Annotated in this window: 16 protein-coding genes and 1 pseudogene; 10 read left to right on the forward strand and 7 right to left on the reverse strand. The window is 70.3% G+C overall.

From position 1 onward, the window contains the following. Positions 1–97 precede the first annotated feature (97 nt). The 3 genes from OGH68_RS35920 to OGH68_RS35930 are packed head-to-tail and all read left to right on the forward strand — an operon-like array spanning position 98 to position 2,891. Positions 98–634 carry a PadR family transcriptional regulator gene (locus tag OGH68_RS35920; protein WP_264249787.1) on the forward strand — a complete coding sequence of 179 codons (537 nt, stop codon included), beginning with the start codon at positions 98–100 and terminating at the stop codon, positions 632–634. Next, on the forward strand, positions 631–1,350 hold the full coding sequence (locus OGH68_RS35925; protein WP_264249789.1) for an ABC transporter ATP-binding protein: 720 nt from the start codon (positions 631–633) through the stop codon (positions 1,348–1,350). Before OGH68_RS35920 ends, OGH68_RS35925 begins: the two co-directional genes overlap by 4 nt. Continuing rightward, on the forward strand, positions 1,347–2,891 hold the full coding sequence (locus OGH68_RS35930; protein WP_264249791.1) for an FtsX-like permease family protein: 1,545 nt from the start codon (positions 1,347–1,349) through the stop codon (positions 2,889–2,891). The genes OGH68_RS35925 and OGH68_RS35930 overlap by 4 nt, the downstream gene beginning before the upstream one ends. Before the next feature lie 103 nt (positions 2,892–2,994). Here OGH68_RS35930 and OGH68_RS35935 read toward each other — a convergent pair whose 3' ends face one another. The 6 genes and pseudogenes from OGH68_RS35935 to OGH68_RS35960 all read right to left on the reverse strand — a co-directional run bounded on the left by OGH68_RS35935 (position 2,995) and on the right by OGH68_RS35960 (position 7,696). After that, positions 2,995–3,120, reverse strand: coding sequence for a hypothetical protein (locus OGH68_RS35935; RefSeq protein WP_264249793.1), 126 nt, complete (start codon positions 3,118–3,120; stop codon positions 2,995–2,997). A gap of 410 nt (positions 3,121–3,530) precedes the next feature. After that, on the reverse strand, positions 3,531–4,325 hold the full coding sequence (locus OGH68_RS35940; RefSeq protein ID WP_264249794.1) for a hypothetical protein: 795 nt from the start codon (positions 4,323–4,325) through the stop codon (positions 3,531–3,533). A gap of 21 nt (positions 4,326–4,346) precedes the next feature. Beyond that, the gene (locus OGH68_RS35945; RefSeq protein ID WP_264249795.1) at positions 4,347–4,682 is read right to left on the reverse strand and encodes an RNA polymerase sigma factor; all 336 of its coding nucleotides are present in this window, start codon (positions 4,680–4,682) and stop codon (positions 4,347–4,349) included. A 64-nt stretch (positions 4,683–4,746) separates the two neighbouring features. Next, a pseudogene (locus OGH68_RS36265) lies at positions 4,747–4,911 on the reverse strand (hypothetical protein); the annotation flags it as partial. 318 nt (positions 4,912–5,229) lie between these two features. Further along, positions 5,230–7,014 (reverse strand): sensor histidine kinase, encoded by a 1,785-nt coding sequence (locus OGH68_RS35955; RefSeq protein ID WP_264249796.1) that lies wholly within the window; start codon positions 7,012–7,014, stop codon positions 5,230–5,232. Position 7,015: 1 nt separating this feature from the next. Then, the gene (locus OGH68_RS35960) at positions 7,016–7,696 is read right to left on the reverse strand and encodes a response regulator transcription factor (RefSeq protein WP_264249797.1); all 681 of its coding nucleotides are present in this window, start codon (positions 7,694–7,696) and stop codon (positions 7,016–7,018) included. 224 nt (positions 7,697–7,920) lie between these two features. Here OGH68_RS35960 and OGH68_RS35965 point away from each other — a divergent pair, with 224 nt between their 5' ends. The 7 genes from OGH68_RS35965 (at position 7,921) to OGH68_RS35995 (ending at position 15,640) form a co-directional block, all read left to right on the forward strand. Beyond that, on the forward strand, positions 7,921–9,342 hold the full coding sequence (locus tag OGH68_RS35965) for a peptidoglycan-binding protein (RefSeq protein WP_264249799.1): 1,422 nt from the start codon (positions 7,921–7,923) through the stop codon (positions 9,340–9,342). Beyond that, on the forward strand, positions 9,339–10,025 hold the full coding sequence (locus OGH68_RS35970) for an ABC transporter ATP-binding protein (protein ID WP_264249801.1): 687 nt from the start codon (positions 9,339–9,341) through the stop codon (positions 10,023–10,025). Before OGH68_RS35965 ends, OGH68_RS35970 begins: the two co-directional genes overlap by 4 nt. Next, positions 10,022–11,332, forward strand: coding sequence for an ABC transporter permease (locus OGH68_RS35975; RefSeq protein WP_264249803.1), 1,311 nt, complete (start codon positions 10,022–10,024; stop codon positions 11,330–11,332). Before OGH68_RS35970 ends, OGH68_RS35975 begins: the two co-directional genes overlap by 4 nt. A gap of 40 nt (positions 11,333–11,372) precedes the next feature. Next, the gene (locus OGH68_RS35980) at positions 11,373–11,990 is read left to right on the forward strand and encodes a hypothetical protein (RefSeq protein WP_264249805.1); all 618 of its coding nucleotides are present in this window, start codon (positions 11,373–11,375) and stop codon (positions 11,988–11,990) included. A gap of 493 nt (positions 11,991–12,483) precedes the next feature. Further along, positions 12,484–13,059: a Dps family protein gene (locus tag OGH68_RS35985; RefSeq protein WP_264249807.1), complete on the forward strand. Its 576-nt coding sequence runs from the start codon at positions 12,484–12,486 to the stop codon at positions 13,057–13,059. 333 nt (positions 13,060–13,392) lie between these two features. Continuing rightward, entirely contained in the window at positions 13,393–14,244 is an 852-nt protein-coding gene (locus tag OGH68_RS35990; protein ID WP_264249808.1) for an alpha/beta fold hydrolase, read from the forward strand. A 778-nt stretch (positions 14,245–15,022) separates the two neighbouring features. Next, the gene (locus OGH68_RS35995; protein ID WP_264249810.1) at positions 15,023–15,640 is read left to right on the forward strand and encodes a TetR family transcriptional regulator; all 618 of its coding nucleotides are present in this window, start codon (positions 15,023–15,025) and stop codon (positions 15,638–15,640) included. 234 nt (positions 15,641–15,874) lie between these two features. Here the strand turns inward: OGH68_RS35995 and OGH68_RS36000 are convergent, their stop codons facing one another. Then, positions 15,875–16,351: a MarR family winged helix-turn-helix transcriptional regulator gene (locus OGH68_RS36000; protein WP_264249811.1), complete on the reverse strand. Its 477-nt coding sequence runs from the start codon at positions 16,349–16,351 to the stop codon at positions 15,875–15,877. Between the last annotated feature and the right edge of the window lie 107 nt (positions 16,352–16,458).

A 16,458-nucleotide genomic window follows, 5' to 3' on the forward strand; every position in this document is an offset into this window, starting at 1 on the left:
GCATTGTGAGTGGCGCCCCTGGTGCGCCACACCCCCGGCAGTGCACCGACGACGGACACGGTTGACACTTCTATTCTCTCAGTGAATAGTTACTGCCGTGTCCACTCCCCATCTCCTTCTCGGTCTGCTCACCCCCCGCGCCATGCACGGGTACGAGTTGAAGCACGCCCACGACACGCACCTGCCGGGCGCCAAGCCGCTTCCCTTCGGGCAGGTGTACGCGACCCTCAAGCGCCTGGCCCGCGACGGCCTGGCCGCCGAGGCCGGGCACGACCGGGTGGGCGGCCCTGACCGCACCGCGTACGCGGTCACCGACCGCGGGCGGGAAGCGCTGGCCGCATGGATCTCGCGGATCGAACCGCCGGCGCCCCACCTGTCGAACGAACTGCTGGCCAAGGTCGTGATCACCTTGCTGGTGGCGGACGAGGCGACGGCCCGCCGCCACCTCGCCGCACAGCGGGCCGCCCACCTCGCACGGATGCGTGCACTCACAGCGGCGAAATCCTCCGGAACGCTGCCCATCACCCACGTTCTGGCCGCCGACTTGGCGATCGCCCACCTTGACGCGGATCTGCGGTGGATGCAGACCGCCGTGGACCGCGTCACCGACCTGCACCAGGAGGTGCACCAGTGATCATCGAAGCCCGGGACGTGGTGAAGGCCTACGGGCCGACACAGGCTCTGCGCGGCATCTCGGTCGGCATAGGAGAGGGCGAGATCGTCGCCGTCACCGGGCCGAGCGGCTGCGGCAAGTCGACGCTGCTACACATCCTGGCGGGCATCCTGAGCCCGGACGCCGGCGCCGTCCGGTACCAGGGCAGGCGTGTCGACGAGTGGAGCGAGTCACAGCGCTCGGCCATGCGGCGTACGGACTTCGGGGTGCTGTTCCAGTTCGGACAGCTCGTCATGGAGCTGTCCGCGGCGGAGAACGTGGCGTTGCCGCTGCTGCTCGGCGGTGTCCGCCGGCGCCGTGCGGCGGGGACGGCACTCGAGTGGCTCGACCGGCTCGGGGTGGCCGAACTGGCGGACAGGCTGCCCGGTGAGATGTCCGGCGGGCAACAGCAGCGGGTGGCACTCGCCCGGGCCATGGTCACCGAGCCGAAAATCCTCTTCGCCGACGAGCCGACCGGCGCACTCGACACCCTCGCGAGCGAGGTCGTACTGCAGCACATGGTCCAGGCCGCCCAAACCCAACGCACCACCGTCGTGCTCGTCACGCACGACGCGACGGTCGCCGCGTACGCGGACCGGGAGATCAGGCTGCGCGACGGAGCGGTGGAAGCCGGCGACTTCGCCCTGTTCGGTGCGGGCACAGCGCTTCCCGCCGGCACCGCGGAGACCTCCCGGTGAGCCCGCTCATCACGCTCCGGCTCGCTCTGGCCGGCGGCCGGGCGGATCGGACCCGCATCGCACTGACGGCGTTCGGCGCCGCACTCGGCACACTCACCCTGCTTGCCGCGGCAACGGTCCTCGCCGTGACCGAAACGCACGCGGCCATGTACACCAACGACCTGCTCAACGACGAAGGTCTGCGCCCGGGTGTCGCGTTCGGGATGCTGCTGCTGACCATTCCGGTCCTGGCGTTCGTCGCGCAGTGCAGTCGGCTCGGCGCCCCCAGCAGGGAGCGCCGACTCGCGGCGATGCGGATGGCGGGAGCGACACCGCGCCAGGTGGTCCGGATAGCGGCGGCCGAGACCGCCCTCGCGTCCGCCTTCGGTGTCGCGACGGGCTACTGCGTGTACTTCCTCGGCCGTGCGCTGCTCGACGCACCCGGTGCCGACGGGCGCCGGCCCCTGCCGACGGACGTCCTGCCCGGACCCGCATTGATGACTGGCGTCGCTGCGGGTGTGCCGCTGTTCGTCACACTGCTGGCGGTGCTCACCTTGCGCCGCGTGACGCTCACCCCGCTCGGCGTGGTCCGCGGCATCTCGCGCGGCCGCCCGAGCAGGACACCGGGCGTGCTCATCCTCGCGGGTCTCGGAGCGTGCGCGCTCGTCGAACCGGTCCACCGGTACTTCACCGACCACCCGCGGAACGACGACGTGCCCCTGCTGGTCATCGGAGGACTGATCGCGGTCGGTGCCCTCACCGTCAGCGTCGGCGTCGTGTCGGGAACCGGCTGGATCGCGTACACCGTCGGCCGGGTGCTGCACCGTTTCGCCCGTCGTCCCGCCGCACTTCTGGCCGGCAGGCGGCTGATGGCCGACCCGTGGTCCGGCAGCCGCACCTTCTCCTCGATGCTGGTAGGGCTCATCGCCGGATCCGCAGCCGCCGGACTCTCCGCACTGACCGTGGCAACGGTCGCGGCCCAGGAGGAGAACACGCGACGATTCGCACGGCTCCTCGGTGAACCGTACGACCCGTCCGGCACGGGCTTCTACGAGCGCGCGTACGCACTCGTGGGATACGCGGTTCTGGTGGCGATGGCGATCGCCGCCATGGGCCTGCTGGTGGCGCTCGTCGACGGTGTCGCGGCCAGAAGGCGCACGCTCGCCTCCCTCGTCGCCGCCGGCACCCAGCGGGGCGTCCTCGTCCGCGCACTCGGCTGGCAGGTCCTCACACCTGTCGTTCCCGCGGTCGCCCTGTCCGTGACCGTGGGCGCGCTGCTGCCGCGCTTCGCCGTACCGGACGCCCGCGAAGCAGCGCGGATGGAGGTGCACCGCTGCACACCGCTGCCGGGCGATCCAGCCGATGCCTGTCAGGACCCCGCCTACGAGCAGGCACACACCGTGCTGCTCACCGCGGAGAAGGTGCCGGTCACGGTAGACGTCCCCTGGGACCGGCTCGCCCTGCTCGCCGGGGGAGCCGTCACCGCCGCCGTCGCGATCACCCTCGTCGGTCTGCTCTTCCTCCGCTTGAACACGCGGGCCACGGAGCTGCGCGTGCAGTGAGCCGAGTCGCGCATGCGGGGAACCGGCCATGAGGGGAAGACGTGGATCAGGGACCGGTGCTCCACCGTGCCTGTGCCGGCCCGGACGTATGGCACGGGTCGCTTCACTTCCGTCGGTGTGACCGACTGGCGGAGAGCGCCTGCGCGAACAGCAGGAAGTCGGTGTTCTCGCGATCGGCGACCGTGACCGGGGGCTGACGCAGGCCGGCCCGCAGGTGCCCCTCGGCCACGGCACCGACTCCGACGCGAACGACGTCGTCCTCCGGCAGAACGACAACGTCACGTGGAACCACGACAAGGATGCGGACCAAGCAGGCGGGCGGAGGACTGGCCATCGAATCGTGGACAGTCCTCCGCGCTGTGCTACGCACACAGAGTGTGGTGCTGCAGCCGCTCGGGGAGCCGGCCCCGGCACACACCCCACCGTCCGGCCCTGGCAGGTGGAACGGCGAACGAGCGTGCCGCTCCACCGTCACCGGGACGGAACCGGTGCCGTTGCCATCAGTGCGGCGCGCCGGCTTCACAGCGCCCTGCCCTCGGGCGCGCGGCAGCCCATCGGCGCGGGCCCACCCGTCGTGCAGCGGTGTGGTCGCGCCGGTCGAACCCATGGCCCTGCGCGGCACGAGCGGGGCGGCGCTCTTCAGCCCAGCAGCGAGGGGCCGTTGACCGTGCGGGTGGTGCCGTCGGCCAGGGTGAGGGTCAGCGTGCCGGTGAGCAGGCCTTCGGGGTTGCCGTCGGGCCACCAGGCGGTCCAGCGACCGTTCTGCACGGTGGCCTGCACCGTTTGGCCGGAGTCGCGCACGGTCACCTCCCTCACGTCCGCCCCGACCGCCCCGAGCGCGTAGTTGAACTGGCCGGAGTCGCTGCCACGGGCACCGAGGGTGTCCAGGGTGACGGCGTCGGCGGCGGCGCCGGCCGCCACCGTGTCGAGCGCCATCGACACGCCCGACCCGTCTGAACCGGCCAGGCAGTACGTCGTCTCACCGGCGCTCGTGACGACCATCGAAGCGACCGATCCGCGGATGTCCGCGTTCGAGATCTTGGCCGGTGCGCTGTCGTCCTGGCCCCCCTTCGCGGCGTCCAGGCACCACTTCTCGGCGGCGCCGCCGTTGCGTGAGGAGCTGTCAAGGCCCGCCGGGGTGGCGGTCCAGCTAGCCAGCTGCGCGGAGGACAGCGGCCCGGAGCTCTGCGAGCCGGGCAGGATGCCGGTGGCCGCCAGCACCGCCGCCGCGGCGGCCAGCCCCCCGGCCGCCGTGAACGCCACACGCCTCACCAGCGGACGACGGAAGGGCGCACCGGCCGTCCGCACCGGCCGCCCGGTGTCCTCCAGCACGGTGCGCAGCAGCTGCACCTTGCGGTCGAGTTCGGCCGCGGACAGCTCGGTGCGCGGCGCGGCGTCCAGGTCGACCAGGCGGGAGAGAAGGTCGTTGTTCACCAGGGTCTCCTATCAGGGGGGTCAGTGGATGACAGCGACGGCGGGCGCGCTGGCACCGTTGGGGGTGAGGTGTTTGGCCAGGCGGCGTTTGGCACGGGTCAGGCGCATGGCGTAGGCGGCGCGGGTGCAGCCCAAGACCTGCGCCGCCTCCCGGGCTGTCAGCTGCTCCCACACGTGCAGGGCGAGGACTTCCTGGTCATCCGCGGCCAGGGCCTGCCAGGCAGCGCCGAGTTCGAGCCGCTGGTGCACCCGCGCCGCGGCATCGTCGGTCGCCTCCCGCAGGCCGGAGGCGGTGGTCTGCTGGATGTGCACCACCAGCGCGGACCGTCGGCGCATGCCGCGCCCGTCGTTCAGCATCGTGTTTGCGGGCCGTGCGAAACAGCCACGGCCGCGGGTTGTCCGGCAGCTCACGCCTGCGGCGCCAGGCCGCCAGGAACGTCTCGCCGACGATGTCGTCGACGTTCATCGGATGCGCCCGTCGGCGCACGAACCGCACAACGTCGTCGTAATGAGCCCGGTACACGTCCGTGAACTCGGCCTCGGAATCAATGGGCATAACTTCCTTCCGTAGCGTCTGCCCCTGCATGTCCACGACCGGCACAGGTGCAACAGGCACACCAGAAAGAAGTCGTTCGACGTCGAAGCCCACAGGAACGCCTGCCAGCAGCGGTCGGCGTCCCTCGCGCCGGTGCCCGCCACGGCAGCGCCGTGTCCCCCGGCTCGGTCAGGCTGTGAGAACAGGCCTGCCCTCAGTCGAGGGCGTATTGAGGTGGCTCAGGCGGCGCTGAGTCCGGCGCGCTCGACGAGCCGGCCGCGTTCGAAGCGGGCTTTGGCGCGGGGAGGGCGACAAGGAGTGGGGTGTTCACGGCCCGCCCCGGCGCGGGCTGCGGCTTCCCGCCGGCAGCTACTCGTCCGCGGGCATCTCGATGGTGAACACCGTCCGCACGCCCGGCGTGCTCTCGGCCCCGACCGTCCCACCGTGGGCCTCTGTCAGTTTGCGGACGATGGGCAGGCCCAGGCCGCTGCCGCCCGTCCGGCGGCTGCGTGACTTCTCCGCGCGCCAGAACCGGTCGAAGACCCTGGGGAGGTCGTCCGGGGCGATACCGGTGCCGGTGTCGGTCACCTGGAGGGTGACGGTGTCACCGCCGCGGTGGGCTGCGAGCGTGACGAAGCCTCCGGCAGGTGTGTGCTGGACGGCGTTGGCCACCAAATTGCCCACGGCCTGACGCAGGCGTACCGGGTCGGCGGTAAGTTCGACGTCCGCGGCGGCGTGCACCTGAAGCGTCACTCCCGATGCGGCGGCCTGTGCCTGGTGAGCGGCCGCCACCTGGGAGAGTACGTCCGCCACGCGCAGCGGCTCGGGATGGATCCGCAGTTCGCCCGCGTCGGCGGCGGCGAGGACCTGCAGGTCGTCGACGATGCGCTGCAGGAGCACCGCTTCTTCGAGGAGGGAGCGTACGAACTCGGGGTCCGGGGAGACGATCCCGTCGTCCGCGATCTCCAGCCAGCCCCGCATGGTGGTCAGCGGTGTGCGCAGTTCGTGCGCGATGTCGCTCACCATGGCCTTGCGCTGCGCCTCGATACGGGACCGGCGCTCGGACAGGTCGTTGAAGGCGGCCGCAAGGTAACCGGTCTCGTCACGGGTGGTGACCGGTACGGTGACGTACTCCTCGCCCGAGCGCTGCGCTGCGTCCGTGAGCGCTCGCAAGGGCCGTACCAGCCGGATCGCGACGGCCGCCGTCACCGCGACCGTCAGCGCGAGCACGGCGCCCGTCACACCGACGAGACGGACCGTGTTCCCCTTCGACAGGTCGAACAGGGGAGCGGTGTCTGCGTCCGCGGAGGCGAGGTAGAGCAGCGCGGGCGGCGCGACATACGGGTCGAGCTGCGTTCTGCGGCTGTCGTCGACGCATTCGTCCACGGCCTTCTTGGACTTCTGGTCCGTTATCTCCTTGCTCACCCAGGTGAGGTCCGGCTGGATCCGGAAGATCTCGGTCACCGGGAGTTCCTGCTCGGCGAGGCACTGCTTCACCAGCGTGTCGAGCCGCTTCAGTGCCCGCTCTTCCGTTGCGGTGGGTTCACTCAGCTCGCCGTAGTCGCATTCGGCCATGTCCAGCGGGCCGTCGTCCTGCGCAGGCTCCAGCGAGGGCCGCCCGCTGGAGGATTCGGCCACGCGGACGTCTATACGGAAGTCACGCAGACAGAGCGACATCTTCTTCGCGATCTTGTGCAGCGCAGAGCGTTCCTCGGCCGGAAGACGGTAGGGCCCCACCGCACGCGGGTCGATGCGATAGCCCTCCACCCGTCCGGTGCCCGAAGCGGACTCCGCACGCAGCGGATCGATGGCGGCGGAGGCACGCCGGGGGAGCGCGGTCGCCTCCGCGGCAGTGTCGGCGATCACCCGGTGGGCTTCGGTGGTCAGCGCGATGCGCTGATCCGTCCTGCGCGCCAGTCGATCCAGGACCGGTCCCACACCGCTCCAGTCGGCGTGGGTGGCGGCGTACCCCGTGAGCTCGTCCTGGATGGCCGCGTCATCCGCCAGTACCTGCCCCTGTTCCTGCTCGATCGCGCGGGTGGTGATGCGCACCGCGAACCACGTGGTGGCCGCGATCGAGCACATCGCGATCAGCACCGAGGTGGCCAGGAGCCGCGCGAGGAGGGTGTGGCGCAGCGGAATTCGGCTCGTCACGCTACCCGCCGATCAGCTTGTACCCGACGCCGAAGACCGTCACCAGCCGGGCCGGCGATCGCGGATCGGCCTCGATCTTCCTGCGCAGGTTCATGATGTGCATGTCGATGACCCGCTCGGTCTGCATCCGCTGGTCGCCGAAGCACCGCTGGAGCTGACGGCGTGTGAAGACCCGCCCGGGCGAGGCCGCCATGGCGCTGATGATCCCGAACTCGCCGGGTGTGCAGGACACTCGCCGCCCGTCGCACAGCACCTCGCGCCGGTCCGGATGCACGACGAGCGTGCCCACCCGCAGCGCCCCGTCGTCGTCGGGTTCCCTGCGGCGGCGCCGCAGCATCGCCCGGACGCGGGCCGTCAGCTCGCGCGGGCTGTAGGGCTTGGTCATGTAGTCGTCCGCACCCAGGTCCAGGCCGGTCAGGATGTCGTCCTCCGAGGTGCGCGCCGTGAGCATGAGCACGAGCGCGTCGCATTCCGCGCGCAGGACGCGGCACACCTCGAAGCCGTCGATGTCCGGCAGCATCACGTCGAGGACCAGCAGGTCCGGGGGCCACCGCCGCGCCTGTTCGAGGGCGGCCGGCCCGTCGTGCACGACGCAGACGACGTGTCCCTCGGGGATCAGGGACAGGCGGATCACCTCCGCCTGTTTCGCGTCGTCCTCGACGACAAGGATGTGTGCGCTCATCGGTCCGATGCTAAATCCGGTTCGCCATGGCACGGGCACGGCTGAGAGGAACCTCGCACGCTGACCACTTCTTGATATCCGTACGCCAGGCTCTGCCGTACGGCCTTGTCACGGCGGGCAAAACGGCCCGCGGAAGGTCGGCCGGATGCCGTGCTCCGCGCACCCCGATCGCCGTCGCCTGACAGTCCGGAACGAGCCATGTGCACGAGAAGAGTCTGCGAAGCATGAGAGACAACCGCAGGGGGACGGACAGTGCCCACGTCAGCCCCGAGGAGACGATGCGTCTGGCCGCCGTGCGGCCGTTGGGTGACGTGGAGCCATATGCCGGGAGGCCCGGGGACGGTGCGGTGACCGAGTCGTCGGCCGACCCGGTTCCGGTGTCCAGGGGCAGGTCCGCACGGCGCCGCCGAACGGCGGTAGGCGTCGCGGTGGTCCTCCTCGCGACGGGCGGCGCCGCGACGGGCACGGTCCTGTGGCCCGACGGCGGCGCCGAACGCGCCGCGGCGGAGCCCCAGCAGGTCGAGCTCGCCACGGTGAGCCGCACCACTCTCTCCGAGAGCCTCTCGCTGCCCGGCAACCTGGGGTACGGCGCCCAGCGCACGCTGCACCCGTACGGCGGCGGACGGGTCACCTGGTTGCCGGAGGTGGGTGCCACGATCAAGCGCGGTCAGACGATCTGGCGCGTCGACGACCGCCCGGTCGTCCTGCTCTACGGTGACACTCCGGTGTTCCGCCCCCTGGACAGAGCCGGCCTGGTGGGCCGGGACGTGCGCGTCATCGCAGACCATCTCAGGAGCCTCGGCTACGACATCGGCGCCCAGCTCCCCGAGGGCACCTGGGTGCGCAGCACCGCTGCCTCGTCGTCGAGCGATCCCTCCGCCCGGGAGGCGGACGCCACGACCACGGCACAGCCCAGCACAGCGCCCAGTCCTTCGGCGTCGGACGGCGGATCCGGGACCCAGGCCGAGGACGGTCGGGCCAAGCCCTCCACCACGCTCACCAAGGTGCGCAAGGGCGATGCCGTGCTCACTCCGAGCCTCATCGCCGCCATCGGGCGATGGCAGCGCAGCCAGGACATGGACCCCTCGGGAGTGATCCGGCCGGCAGAGGTCTTCGTCACGTCCGGAGGTGTACGCGTCGGCAAGGTGCTGGCGCAGGTCGGCGACGACACGAGCACTGGTCTGATCTCCGTCACCTCTACCGGGAAACAGGTCACCTTGGCCGTCCACGCCTCGGAGGCCGGCTCGGTACGCGAGGACGCCCGCGTCCGCGTGACGCTCCCCGACCAGAGGCAGGTGCACGGCACCGTCACGTCCGTCGGGACCGTCGTACAGGACGACGAGGCGGACAACCCGGGCCGGAGTGCCACCGCGGGACGCGTCGCCGTCACCGTCCGCCTCGACAGCGACGACGAGGTACGACGACTCGACTCGGCTCCCGTCCAGGTCGAGTTCCCCGGCCAGACGAAGCGCGACGTGCTGGCGGTGCCCGTGGGAGCCCTGCTCGCCCTGAGCGAAGGGGGCTATGCCCTGCGGACCGAGGACGGCCGACTGGTCGCCGTCGAAACCGGCATGTTCGCCAAGGGCATGGTCGAGGTCACCGGCTCCGGCCTGCGCGAGGGACTGCGTGTGGAGACTGCCTCATGAGCGCCGTCATCGCCGTACGCGACGCAGTCATGGCCTACGCCGGCGGCGTCCGCGCCCTCGACGGAGTCTCCCTCAGCGTGCGGGACGGGGAGATCCTCGCGATCGTCGGACCCTCCGGCTCCGGCAAGTCGACCCTGCTGAACATCATGGGCACCCTGGACCGGCCCACCTCCGGCACCGTCGAACTCGACGGCAACGACATCTCACGGCTGTCCGACCGCCAGGTGTCGGCCCTGCGGGGACGGCGCCTGGGGTTCGTCTTCCAGCAGTTCCACCTCACCGACGGACTTACCGCCGCCGAGAACGTCGCCACCGGCCTGCTGTACGCGGGCGTGCCCCGGCGGCGCCGCCTCCCCCTGGCACGGGAAGCCCTCGCACGGGTGGGGCTGGCCCACCGCACCGACCACAGACCCGGCCAGCTGTCCGGCGGCGAACGCCAGCGCGTCGCCATCGCCCGGGCGCTCGTCAACCGGCCCGCGCTGGTCCTCGCCGACGAGCCGACCGGCGCCCTGGACACTGCCAACGGCGCCGCGGTCCTCAACCTGTTCCTGCAGCTCAATGCGGAGGGCACCACCATCGCGCTGATCACCCACGACCGCGGCATCGCCGCACAAATGCCCCGCCGCGTCGAGATCCTCGACGGCCGCATCGTCACCGACACACACACCGGACGCAGCGCATGACCGATCTGAAGCCGCCCGCCGAGTCACCCGCCGCCGAGTCCCCCGCCGAGTCAGGCGCGCGCCGGGGAACGGCCACCGCCGCGCCCGGACGACGCAGGGTCGCGCCCACCGGCCCGGTCCGCCTGACGCCGCTCGACCTGCTCGGACTCGGCCTGCTGGGCATCCGCACCAGGAAGCTGCGGGCGGCGCTGTCCGCCCTGGGGATCTCCATCGGCATCGCCACGGTGATCATCGTGACGGCCATCCCGGCGTCCAGCCAGAAGGCGCTGATGCAGCAGCTGTCCGCGCTGGGCACCAATCTGCTGCGCGCCCAGCCCGTGTCCAACCAGGGCAGCGACAAGCCCGTCTCCCTGCCGGCGGAATCGGTGGACATGGTCGAGCGTGTCGGCCCGGTCATCCGGGCCAGCGCGGTCGCCAACACCCATGCCACCGTGCATCGTTCGGACCGCGCGGACCCCGCGGACTACACCGGCCTGAGCGTGCTGGCGGCCCGCCGCAACCTGCTGCGGACCGTCGGCGGCACGGTGGTCTCCGGCCGGTTCCTGACCGAGGACAATGACCGGTTCCCGACCGTGGTCCTCGGCGCCGTGGCGGCCGAGCGCCTCGGCTTCGGCGCCCTGCATGCCGGTGAGCCCGCCCCGCAGATACGCATCGCCGACCGCTGGTTCACCGTCATCGGCATCCTCGGCCCCGTCCCGCTGGCCGACGACCTCGACCGGGCCGTCCTCGTCGGCTGGGACGCCGCCGTCAACGAGCTGGACTTCGACGGCCGTCCGACCGTGGTGTACACGAGAGCCGAGGAATCCGCGGTCGAAAGCGTCCGCGCTGTGCTGCCCGCCACCATCGACCCGCAGACGCCCGGACTCGTACAGGTCAGCCGGCCCTCCGACGCCCTGGCCGCCAAGCGGGCGACCGAGTCCACGTTCTCAGCCCTGTTCGTGGGCCTGGCCGGCATCGCCCTCCTGGTCGGCGGCATCGGCGTGGCCAACACCATGGTCATCTCGGTGCTCGAACGCCGTCGCGAGATCGGCCTGCGGCGGGCTCTGGGCGCCAGCCGGGGCCAGGTACGCGGCCAGTTCCTGACCGAGTCGGTCGTCCTGTCCGGGCTCGGCGGCGCCGCCGGGGTCCTGCTCGGCTGTGCCGCCGCCATCGGCTACGCGTCCGTGCGCGACTGGCCGCCCGTCATCCCCGCCACCGCGGTCGGCGCCGGTCTGGGCGGCGCCGTCCTCATCGGCGTCGTCGCCGGCGTCTACCCCGCCGTACGCGCCTCCCGTCTGACACCAACCGAGGCGCTTGCCTCGACCTGAAGCCGACCTAAATACGCACACTCACGAACAGGTGCTCACCATGCTCAACATCAAAGGAAAGTCACTCCCTGCGGAGCGTCGTGCTGCCGTGACCTTCGCCGTGGTGACCGTGGTCGCCCTGGGTTTCACAGGTTGCGGCGGCTCCGGTGACTCGGGCGGCTCCGGCAAGAAGCACGAGGTGGCGTCCCTGGAGAAGGGCAACAAGAAACCGTCCGCAGCGGCGTCTTCCGCCGACGCTGACGGGGGGCGGCCACGCCTTCGCGTGGACAGCACGGAGGACGAGGTACGCGCCCTGTACAACGCGTACTACTCCTGTCTCCAACAGCACGGCGGAAAGGCGGAGCAGGTCACCGGACCGAAGTCGGGAGGTGAGTACGTGCTGGGCAGCCCCGAGGACGAGCAGCAGCCGGCGGAGGCGGTGAAGGCCTGCGAGAAGAAGAATCCCCTTCCCCCGCCGGAGACCGACCCCCAGCAGAACCCGAACTACGCCGAAAACTTCCGCGCCTGGGTCGCGTGCATCAACGACCGGGGACTGCGCATCAAGGCCCTGCCCGACGGCAGCGGCTGGAACTGGGACAGCAGCATCTCGGAGGAGGAGAAGGGATCGGCACGGGTCGAGAAGATCATCCGGGACTGCGAGATCGAGGCGTTCAAGTAGGAAGCACCATCTGGATCCCCCTGCGACTTCGGGGGAGGGGCAGGCCTGACTCGCTCGGCGAGCCGGGCCGGCCGCCGTCGTATCTCCCCTTGCCGAGGTGAAGAAGAACCGGGCGGTGCGCGGCAGTCCCGCGGGCGGAGTCACCGGCCAGGCGATGCAGGTGAAGGCGAGGTGGATGTCGGCACGGTCGGTGACAATCCAGCGGGCGGCGGTGTGACGCGGCCCTCGGCGGGCGGCAGGTCGGACAGGTACGGCGGCGTCCTGAGGTTGGGGGCGGAACGCCGGCCGGCCCTTCCGGCAACGGGACACTGATCGCGTCAAACCCGTCCCTGCTGAGTGCACGGTCGGCCGCCGGGAAGGAATGCCCTGGAACTGGCGCCCTGCGGCGGTGCGCTGATGAGCATCACCGCATGCGCTCATGGTCAACACGTTGCCGACGTCAGCGCCTAGCGTCCCTCACGTATCGCAAGCACGGCACCGCGGGAGGCGCTTCATGACCACCAGCCCCAACCCCCTGAGCAGCCAGCCGCGGCTGCATCAAAAAAGCAAGGTGATCCAGGATTTCGGGACGGTCAAGCAGATCCCTCTCGGCCTGTCCTACGACGCGCGTATGTACTCCTGCCAGCGCCTGAACAAGGTCCTGGCGGACACGCAGATCCTCTACAGCCTGTACAAGAAGCACCATTGGAACATGCGGGGCGCGACCTTTTACCAGCTGCACGTGCTACTGGACAAACATGCGGGAGAGCAGCTGGAACTCGTCGACACGATCGCCGAGCGGGTCCAGGCCCTGGGCGGCGTAGCGGTGGGCGATCCCCGGCACGCCGCCGAGATTACGTCGATTCCACGTCCGCCTGACGGGGTGGAGGAAGTCCCCGGGATGCTCGCGCGGTTGCTGGAGGCCCACGAGACGATCCTGGTCGAGGCCCGTGACGCGGCGGCCCGCAGCGCCGAACTGGGCGATGACGGCACCAACGACGTTCTGGTCTCGCAGGTGATCCGCACGGGTGAGTTGCAGGCCTGGTTCCTTGCCGAACACCTGGTCGAGACTCCTCTCGTCCGCCTCTGAGCGCATCAGGACCACCGACGCCTCAACCGGCCGCTCCACGGCGGTGGCAGCGCACCGCTGACAGTTCCTGGAAGTGTCGAAATCCGCGGGCGCCGACTCCCACCCCCGGCCGGCTGCCGTCCCTCCGTGGCCGCAGCCCCGGTCTTCACGCCATGGGGCAGGGCGGGCACCGGATCGTACGCGCTCTTCAGGGTGTGTGCCCCGGCCCCGCGGCCGTCGGATTTCCGATCGGCAGGCGAGAGTGTGACCTCCCTTGCCAGCCGAGTCTTCTTTCGCCCATCCCAGCCGTTCCCCGCAAGAAGTTTCACTGCGACCGTCTCCAAGGAGAATGTCATGTTCCGCTTCTCTCGCGCCCGCTCAACCGTCCACACGATCGCCACCGTGACTCTCGCTTCGATCGTGACCGGCTCCCTGCTTGCCGCGAGCACAGTGAGCAGCAGCGCCACCACACACAAGGCCGGGGCGGACAAGGCCAAGCCGACCATCGTGCTCGTCCATGGCGCCTTTGCCGACGCCTCCAGCTGGTCCGGCGTGATCCAGCGCCTGCAGCGCGACGGTTACCCGGTCATCGCCATGGCCAACCCGCTGCGCGGTCTGAGCAGCGACGCCGTCTACCTGCGCAGTGTCCTGGACACCGTGAAGGGGCCGGTGGTCCTGGTCGGCCACTCCTACGGCGGCTCGGTGATCACCCAGGCCGCCGCCGGGGACCCTGACGTCAAGGCGCTGGTCTACATCGCAGCATTCATCCCGAACGTCGGCGAAAGCGCCGGCGAGCTGGCCACCAAGTTCGCCGGCAGCACCCTGGGCGAGGCCGTCAACACTGCCCCCTACCCCCTTCCCGGCGGCGACAACGGCACAGAGCTGACCATCCAACAGGACAGATTCCACCAGCAGTTCGCCGCCGACGTACCCGTCACCACCGCCGCGATAATGGCGGCCACCCAGCGGCCGGTCTCCACTCTCGCCCTGGAGGAGAAGGCCTCGAAGGCGGCATGGCAGGACATTCCCTCCTACGCCCTGATCGCCGGCGAGGACTACAACATCCCGCCCAAGGCCGAGCAGTGGATGGCCGAGCGCGCCCACGCCCACACTGTCACGGTCGACAGCGCCTCTCACGCGGTCACGGTCTCGCACCCGGCGGCGGTAACCGACCTGATCCTCCGCGCTGCCCGCGACACCCGCTGAACCATCGCAGACGGCGGCCGACGACGTCCCGACCGACCGTAGGCGGCCTCCCCTGAGGCCGCCTACGGCCGTTGCCTTCCGATCCTCGTGGGAATCGAATCCAGCTGGCCGAGTTCCTGACGCGGTGGCGCTGACGTGGAGAAGGGGCAGTACATGAACAAGCATCGCTACCCCTTGCGCGTAAACCGACCCACAGCGGTCATTTCAGCGCAGGCAGTGAGCAGTCGATCCGGGTGCTTGCGGCGCTTGTCGGGCAGGTTCTCGGCGCGGGTGTGATCCAGGATGAGAGGCGGCAGCTGTCGGCTGCCGACTGCGGAGGCTGGACCAACTTGCCGAGGACCGGCAGCGCTGCTTGGCCCGTAATAGCGTCGAGACGACCGTTGTCCGCACGCCCAGCGCCGTCCCGTCCTCACCAGCTGGGCGCGCATCTTCTCGCTGTCGGTGTCGCCGACATTGACCGGGTGGGTGATCAGGGTGCCGGGCCCGGCTTCCTTGACGTGGTCGGCGAGGCCGGCCAGTCGTTCCTTGCTGCGGCCGGTGGCCGACGGTATCAAGGAAGGCAGACCGGGACGAAGGGATCACGTAGCGGCAGAGGGAAACGCCGCTAGTTGGTGACCACTTGGTCATTAAGGACAGTGCGGCTGGCCGTCATTAATGTCCAGATGGCCACTTAAAAACTCGAAATACAGCCTGATCCATGTGATGGATGGGGCTTCTTTCGCCCCTGTCATGCTGACCGCATGGTCAGCATATCGATAACCGCATGTACACTTGCGCTATGGATGAGCCCTCACCGACAACGAACACCGCCGCGAGCGGCCAGGACGTCGCGCCGCCTGTCAAACGCAGGCGCGCACCCGAGGAGCGCAGGGCCGCCATTGTCGAAGCCGCCCGCGCCGCCTTCGCCGAACTGGGCTTCGGCAAGACGACCATCCGCGAGGTCGCGCGCCGGGCGGGGGTGACGCACGGCCTGGTCATGCGGCATTTCGGATCCAAGGAGCAGCTGTTCCTCGCTGCGGTGCCCAGCCCCCGCACGCTGATGGAGGAAGTGGCCGGCGACCCCAAGACGTTGCCGACACGCATCGCCCGGTCCTACGTCCGGCGCATGGCCGTCAGCGGCGGCAACGACCCCTTCGTGGCCATGCTGCGTGCCGTGGCCGCGGAGGAGGAGACTGCCAAGCGACTGTTCGCCGCGATGCAGGAGGACAGTCTCGAGATGTATCGGCACGTGATTCCGGCCCCCAGGCTGGAGGAGCGCGTTGCCTCCGTGGGCGCCTACCTCATCGGCGTGACGTTCTCCCGGTACGTCTTCAAAAGCGGACCCCTGGCCTCGATGTCGGACGAACAGCTCACCCGCCACCTCATTCCCAACCTCCGCAGCATCCTGCTCGACTGATCGGTCGTCGTCCGCCTGTGCGGCAGGGGGCGTCGCCCGCCGCAGCGTGGGTCAGGCACCCCGTGCACGCTCGGGCATACGGCTGTGTCGATGCACCGACATCACCGAGCCCGGCAGCGCTGCCGGGCGGCACGTCGGCACCGGGGCGACACCTGGCCGTGGCGATGCGTTGGGATACGCGATGACGGCGGGTGCGCTCCCAGGGCGAAGCCCGCCGGGCGCCAGGAGGGTCGCCTACTGTCGCGCGGACCGGGCAGCGTGTCCGTCAGCCGGGGCGGACGAAGCAGGCAGGGACGCCAGCGCGCTGCGCTGGGTGTCGTTGAGCGGGGCGAGGAAGAAGGCGCGCACCGCCTCGGCGTGAACGTGGAGCGCACGGCGGGCGGCGTCCGCTCCCGCGGGAGTGAGGCGGACGATCATGTACCGCCCGCTGCCCGCGCTCTTCCGGCTGAGCAGTGCGCGTTTGTCCATGCGGCTGAGCTGGTGGGAGAGCCGGGAGGCCGACCAGGAGAGCGAATCGCCCAGCGTCTGCTGCCCGAGACTGTGCCCGGGCGCTTCCCAGAGCCGCACGAGGATCTCGAACTCGGGCACGGACAGACCGCTCCGCTCGGTCAGGGCGCGCGCGACAGAGGCGGTCACACTCTCGCTCCAGGCCAGGAAACCGCGCCAGAGGTCACGCTCGTGCGGGCTGAGGTAGCTGTCGGGAGAGCTCATGGCACCACTCTGCCCCACGCGACTTGACGTGACAAGTCGGTGCGGCTTAACGTAGGGACTTGACATATCAACTCGAAGTCTCGGTGCCATATCGGGGCCTCCTCGAT

The sequence above is a fragment of the Streptomyces peucetius genome, from assembly GCF_025854275.1.
Classification (GTDB): Bacteria; Actinomycetota; Actinomycetes; order Streptomycetales; family Streptomycetaceae; genus Streptomyces; species Streptomyces peucetius_A.

Excerpts from the sequence above, each read along its gene's own strand:
- OGH68_RS35945 (WP_264249795.1), bottom strand. The coding sequence starts at position 4,682 with ATGCTGAACGACGGGCGCGGCATGCGCCGACGGTCCGCGCTGGTGGTG.
- OGH68_RS35960 (WP_264249797.1), bottom strand. The coding sequence starts at position 7,696 with ATGAGCGCACACATCCTTGTCGTCGAGGACGACGCGAAACAGGCGGAG.
- OGH68_RS35965 (WP_264249799.1), top strand. The coding sequence starts at position 7,921 with ATGAGAGACAACCGCAGGGGGACGGACAGTGCCCACGTCAGCCCCGAG.
- OGH68_RS35970 (WP_264249801.1), top strand. The coding sequence starts at position 9,339 with ATGAGCGCCGTCATCGCCGTACGCGACGCAGTCATGGCCTACGCCGGC.
- OGH68_RS35975 (WP_264249803.1), top strand. The coding sequence starts at position 10,022 with ATGACCGATCTGAAGCCGCCCGCCGAGTCACCCGCCGCCGAGTCCCCC.
- OGH68_RS35980 (WP_264249805.1), top strand. The coding sequence starts at position 11,373 with ATGCTCAACATCAAAGGAAAGTCACTCCCTGCGGAGCGTCGTGCTGCC.
- OGH68_RS35985 (WP_264249807.1), top strand. The coding sequence starts at position 12,484 with ATGACCACCAGCCCCAACCCCCTGAGCAGCCAGCCGCGGCTGCATCAA.
- OGH68_RS35990 (WP_264249808.1), top strand. The coding sequence starts at position 13,393 with ATGTTCCGCTTCTCTCGCGCCCGCTCAACCGTCCACACGATCGCCACC.
- OGH68_RS35995 (WP_264249810.1), top strand. The coding sequence starts at position 15,023 with ATGGATGAGCCCTCACCGACAACGAACACCGCCGCGAGCGGCCAGGAC.
- OGH68_RS36000 (WP_264249811.1), bottom strand. The coding sequence starts at position 16,351 with ATGAGCTCTCCCGACAGCTACCTCAGCCCGCACGAGCGTGACCTCTGG.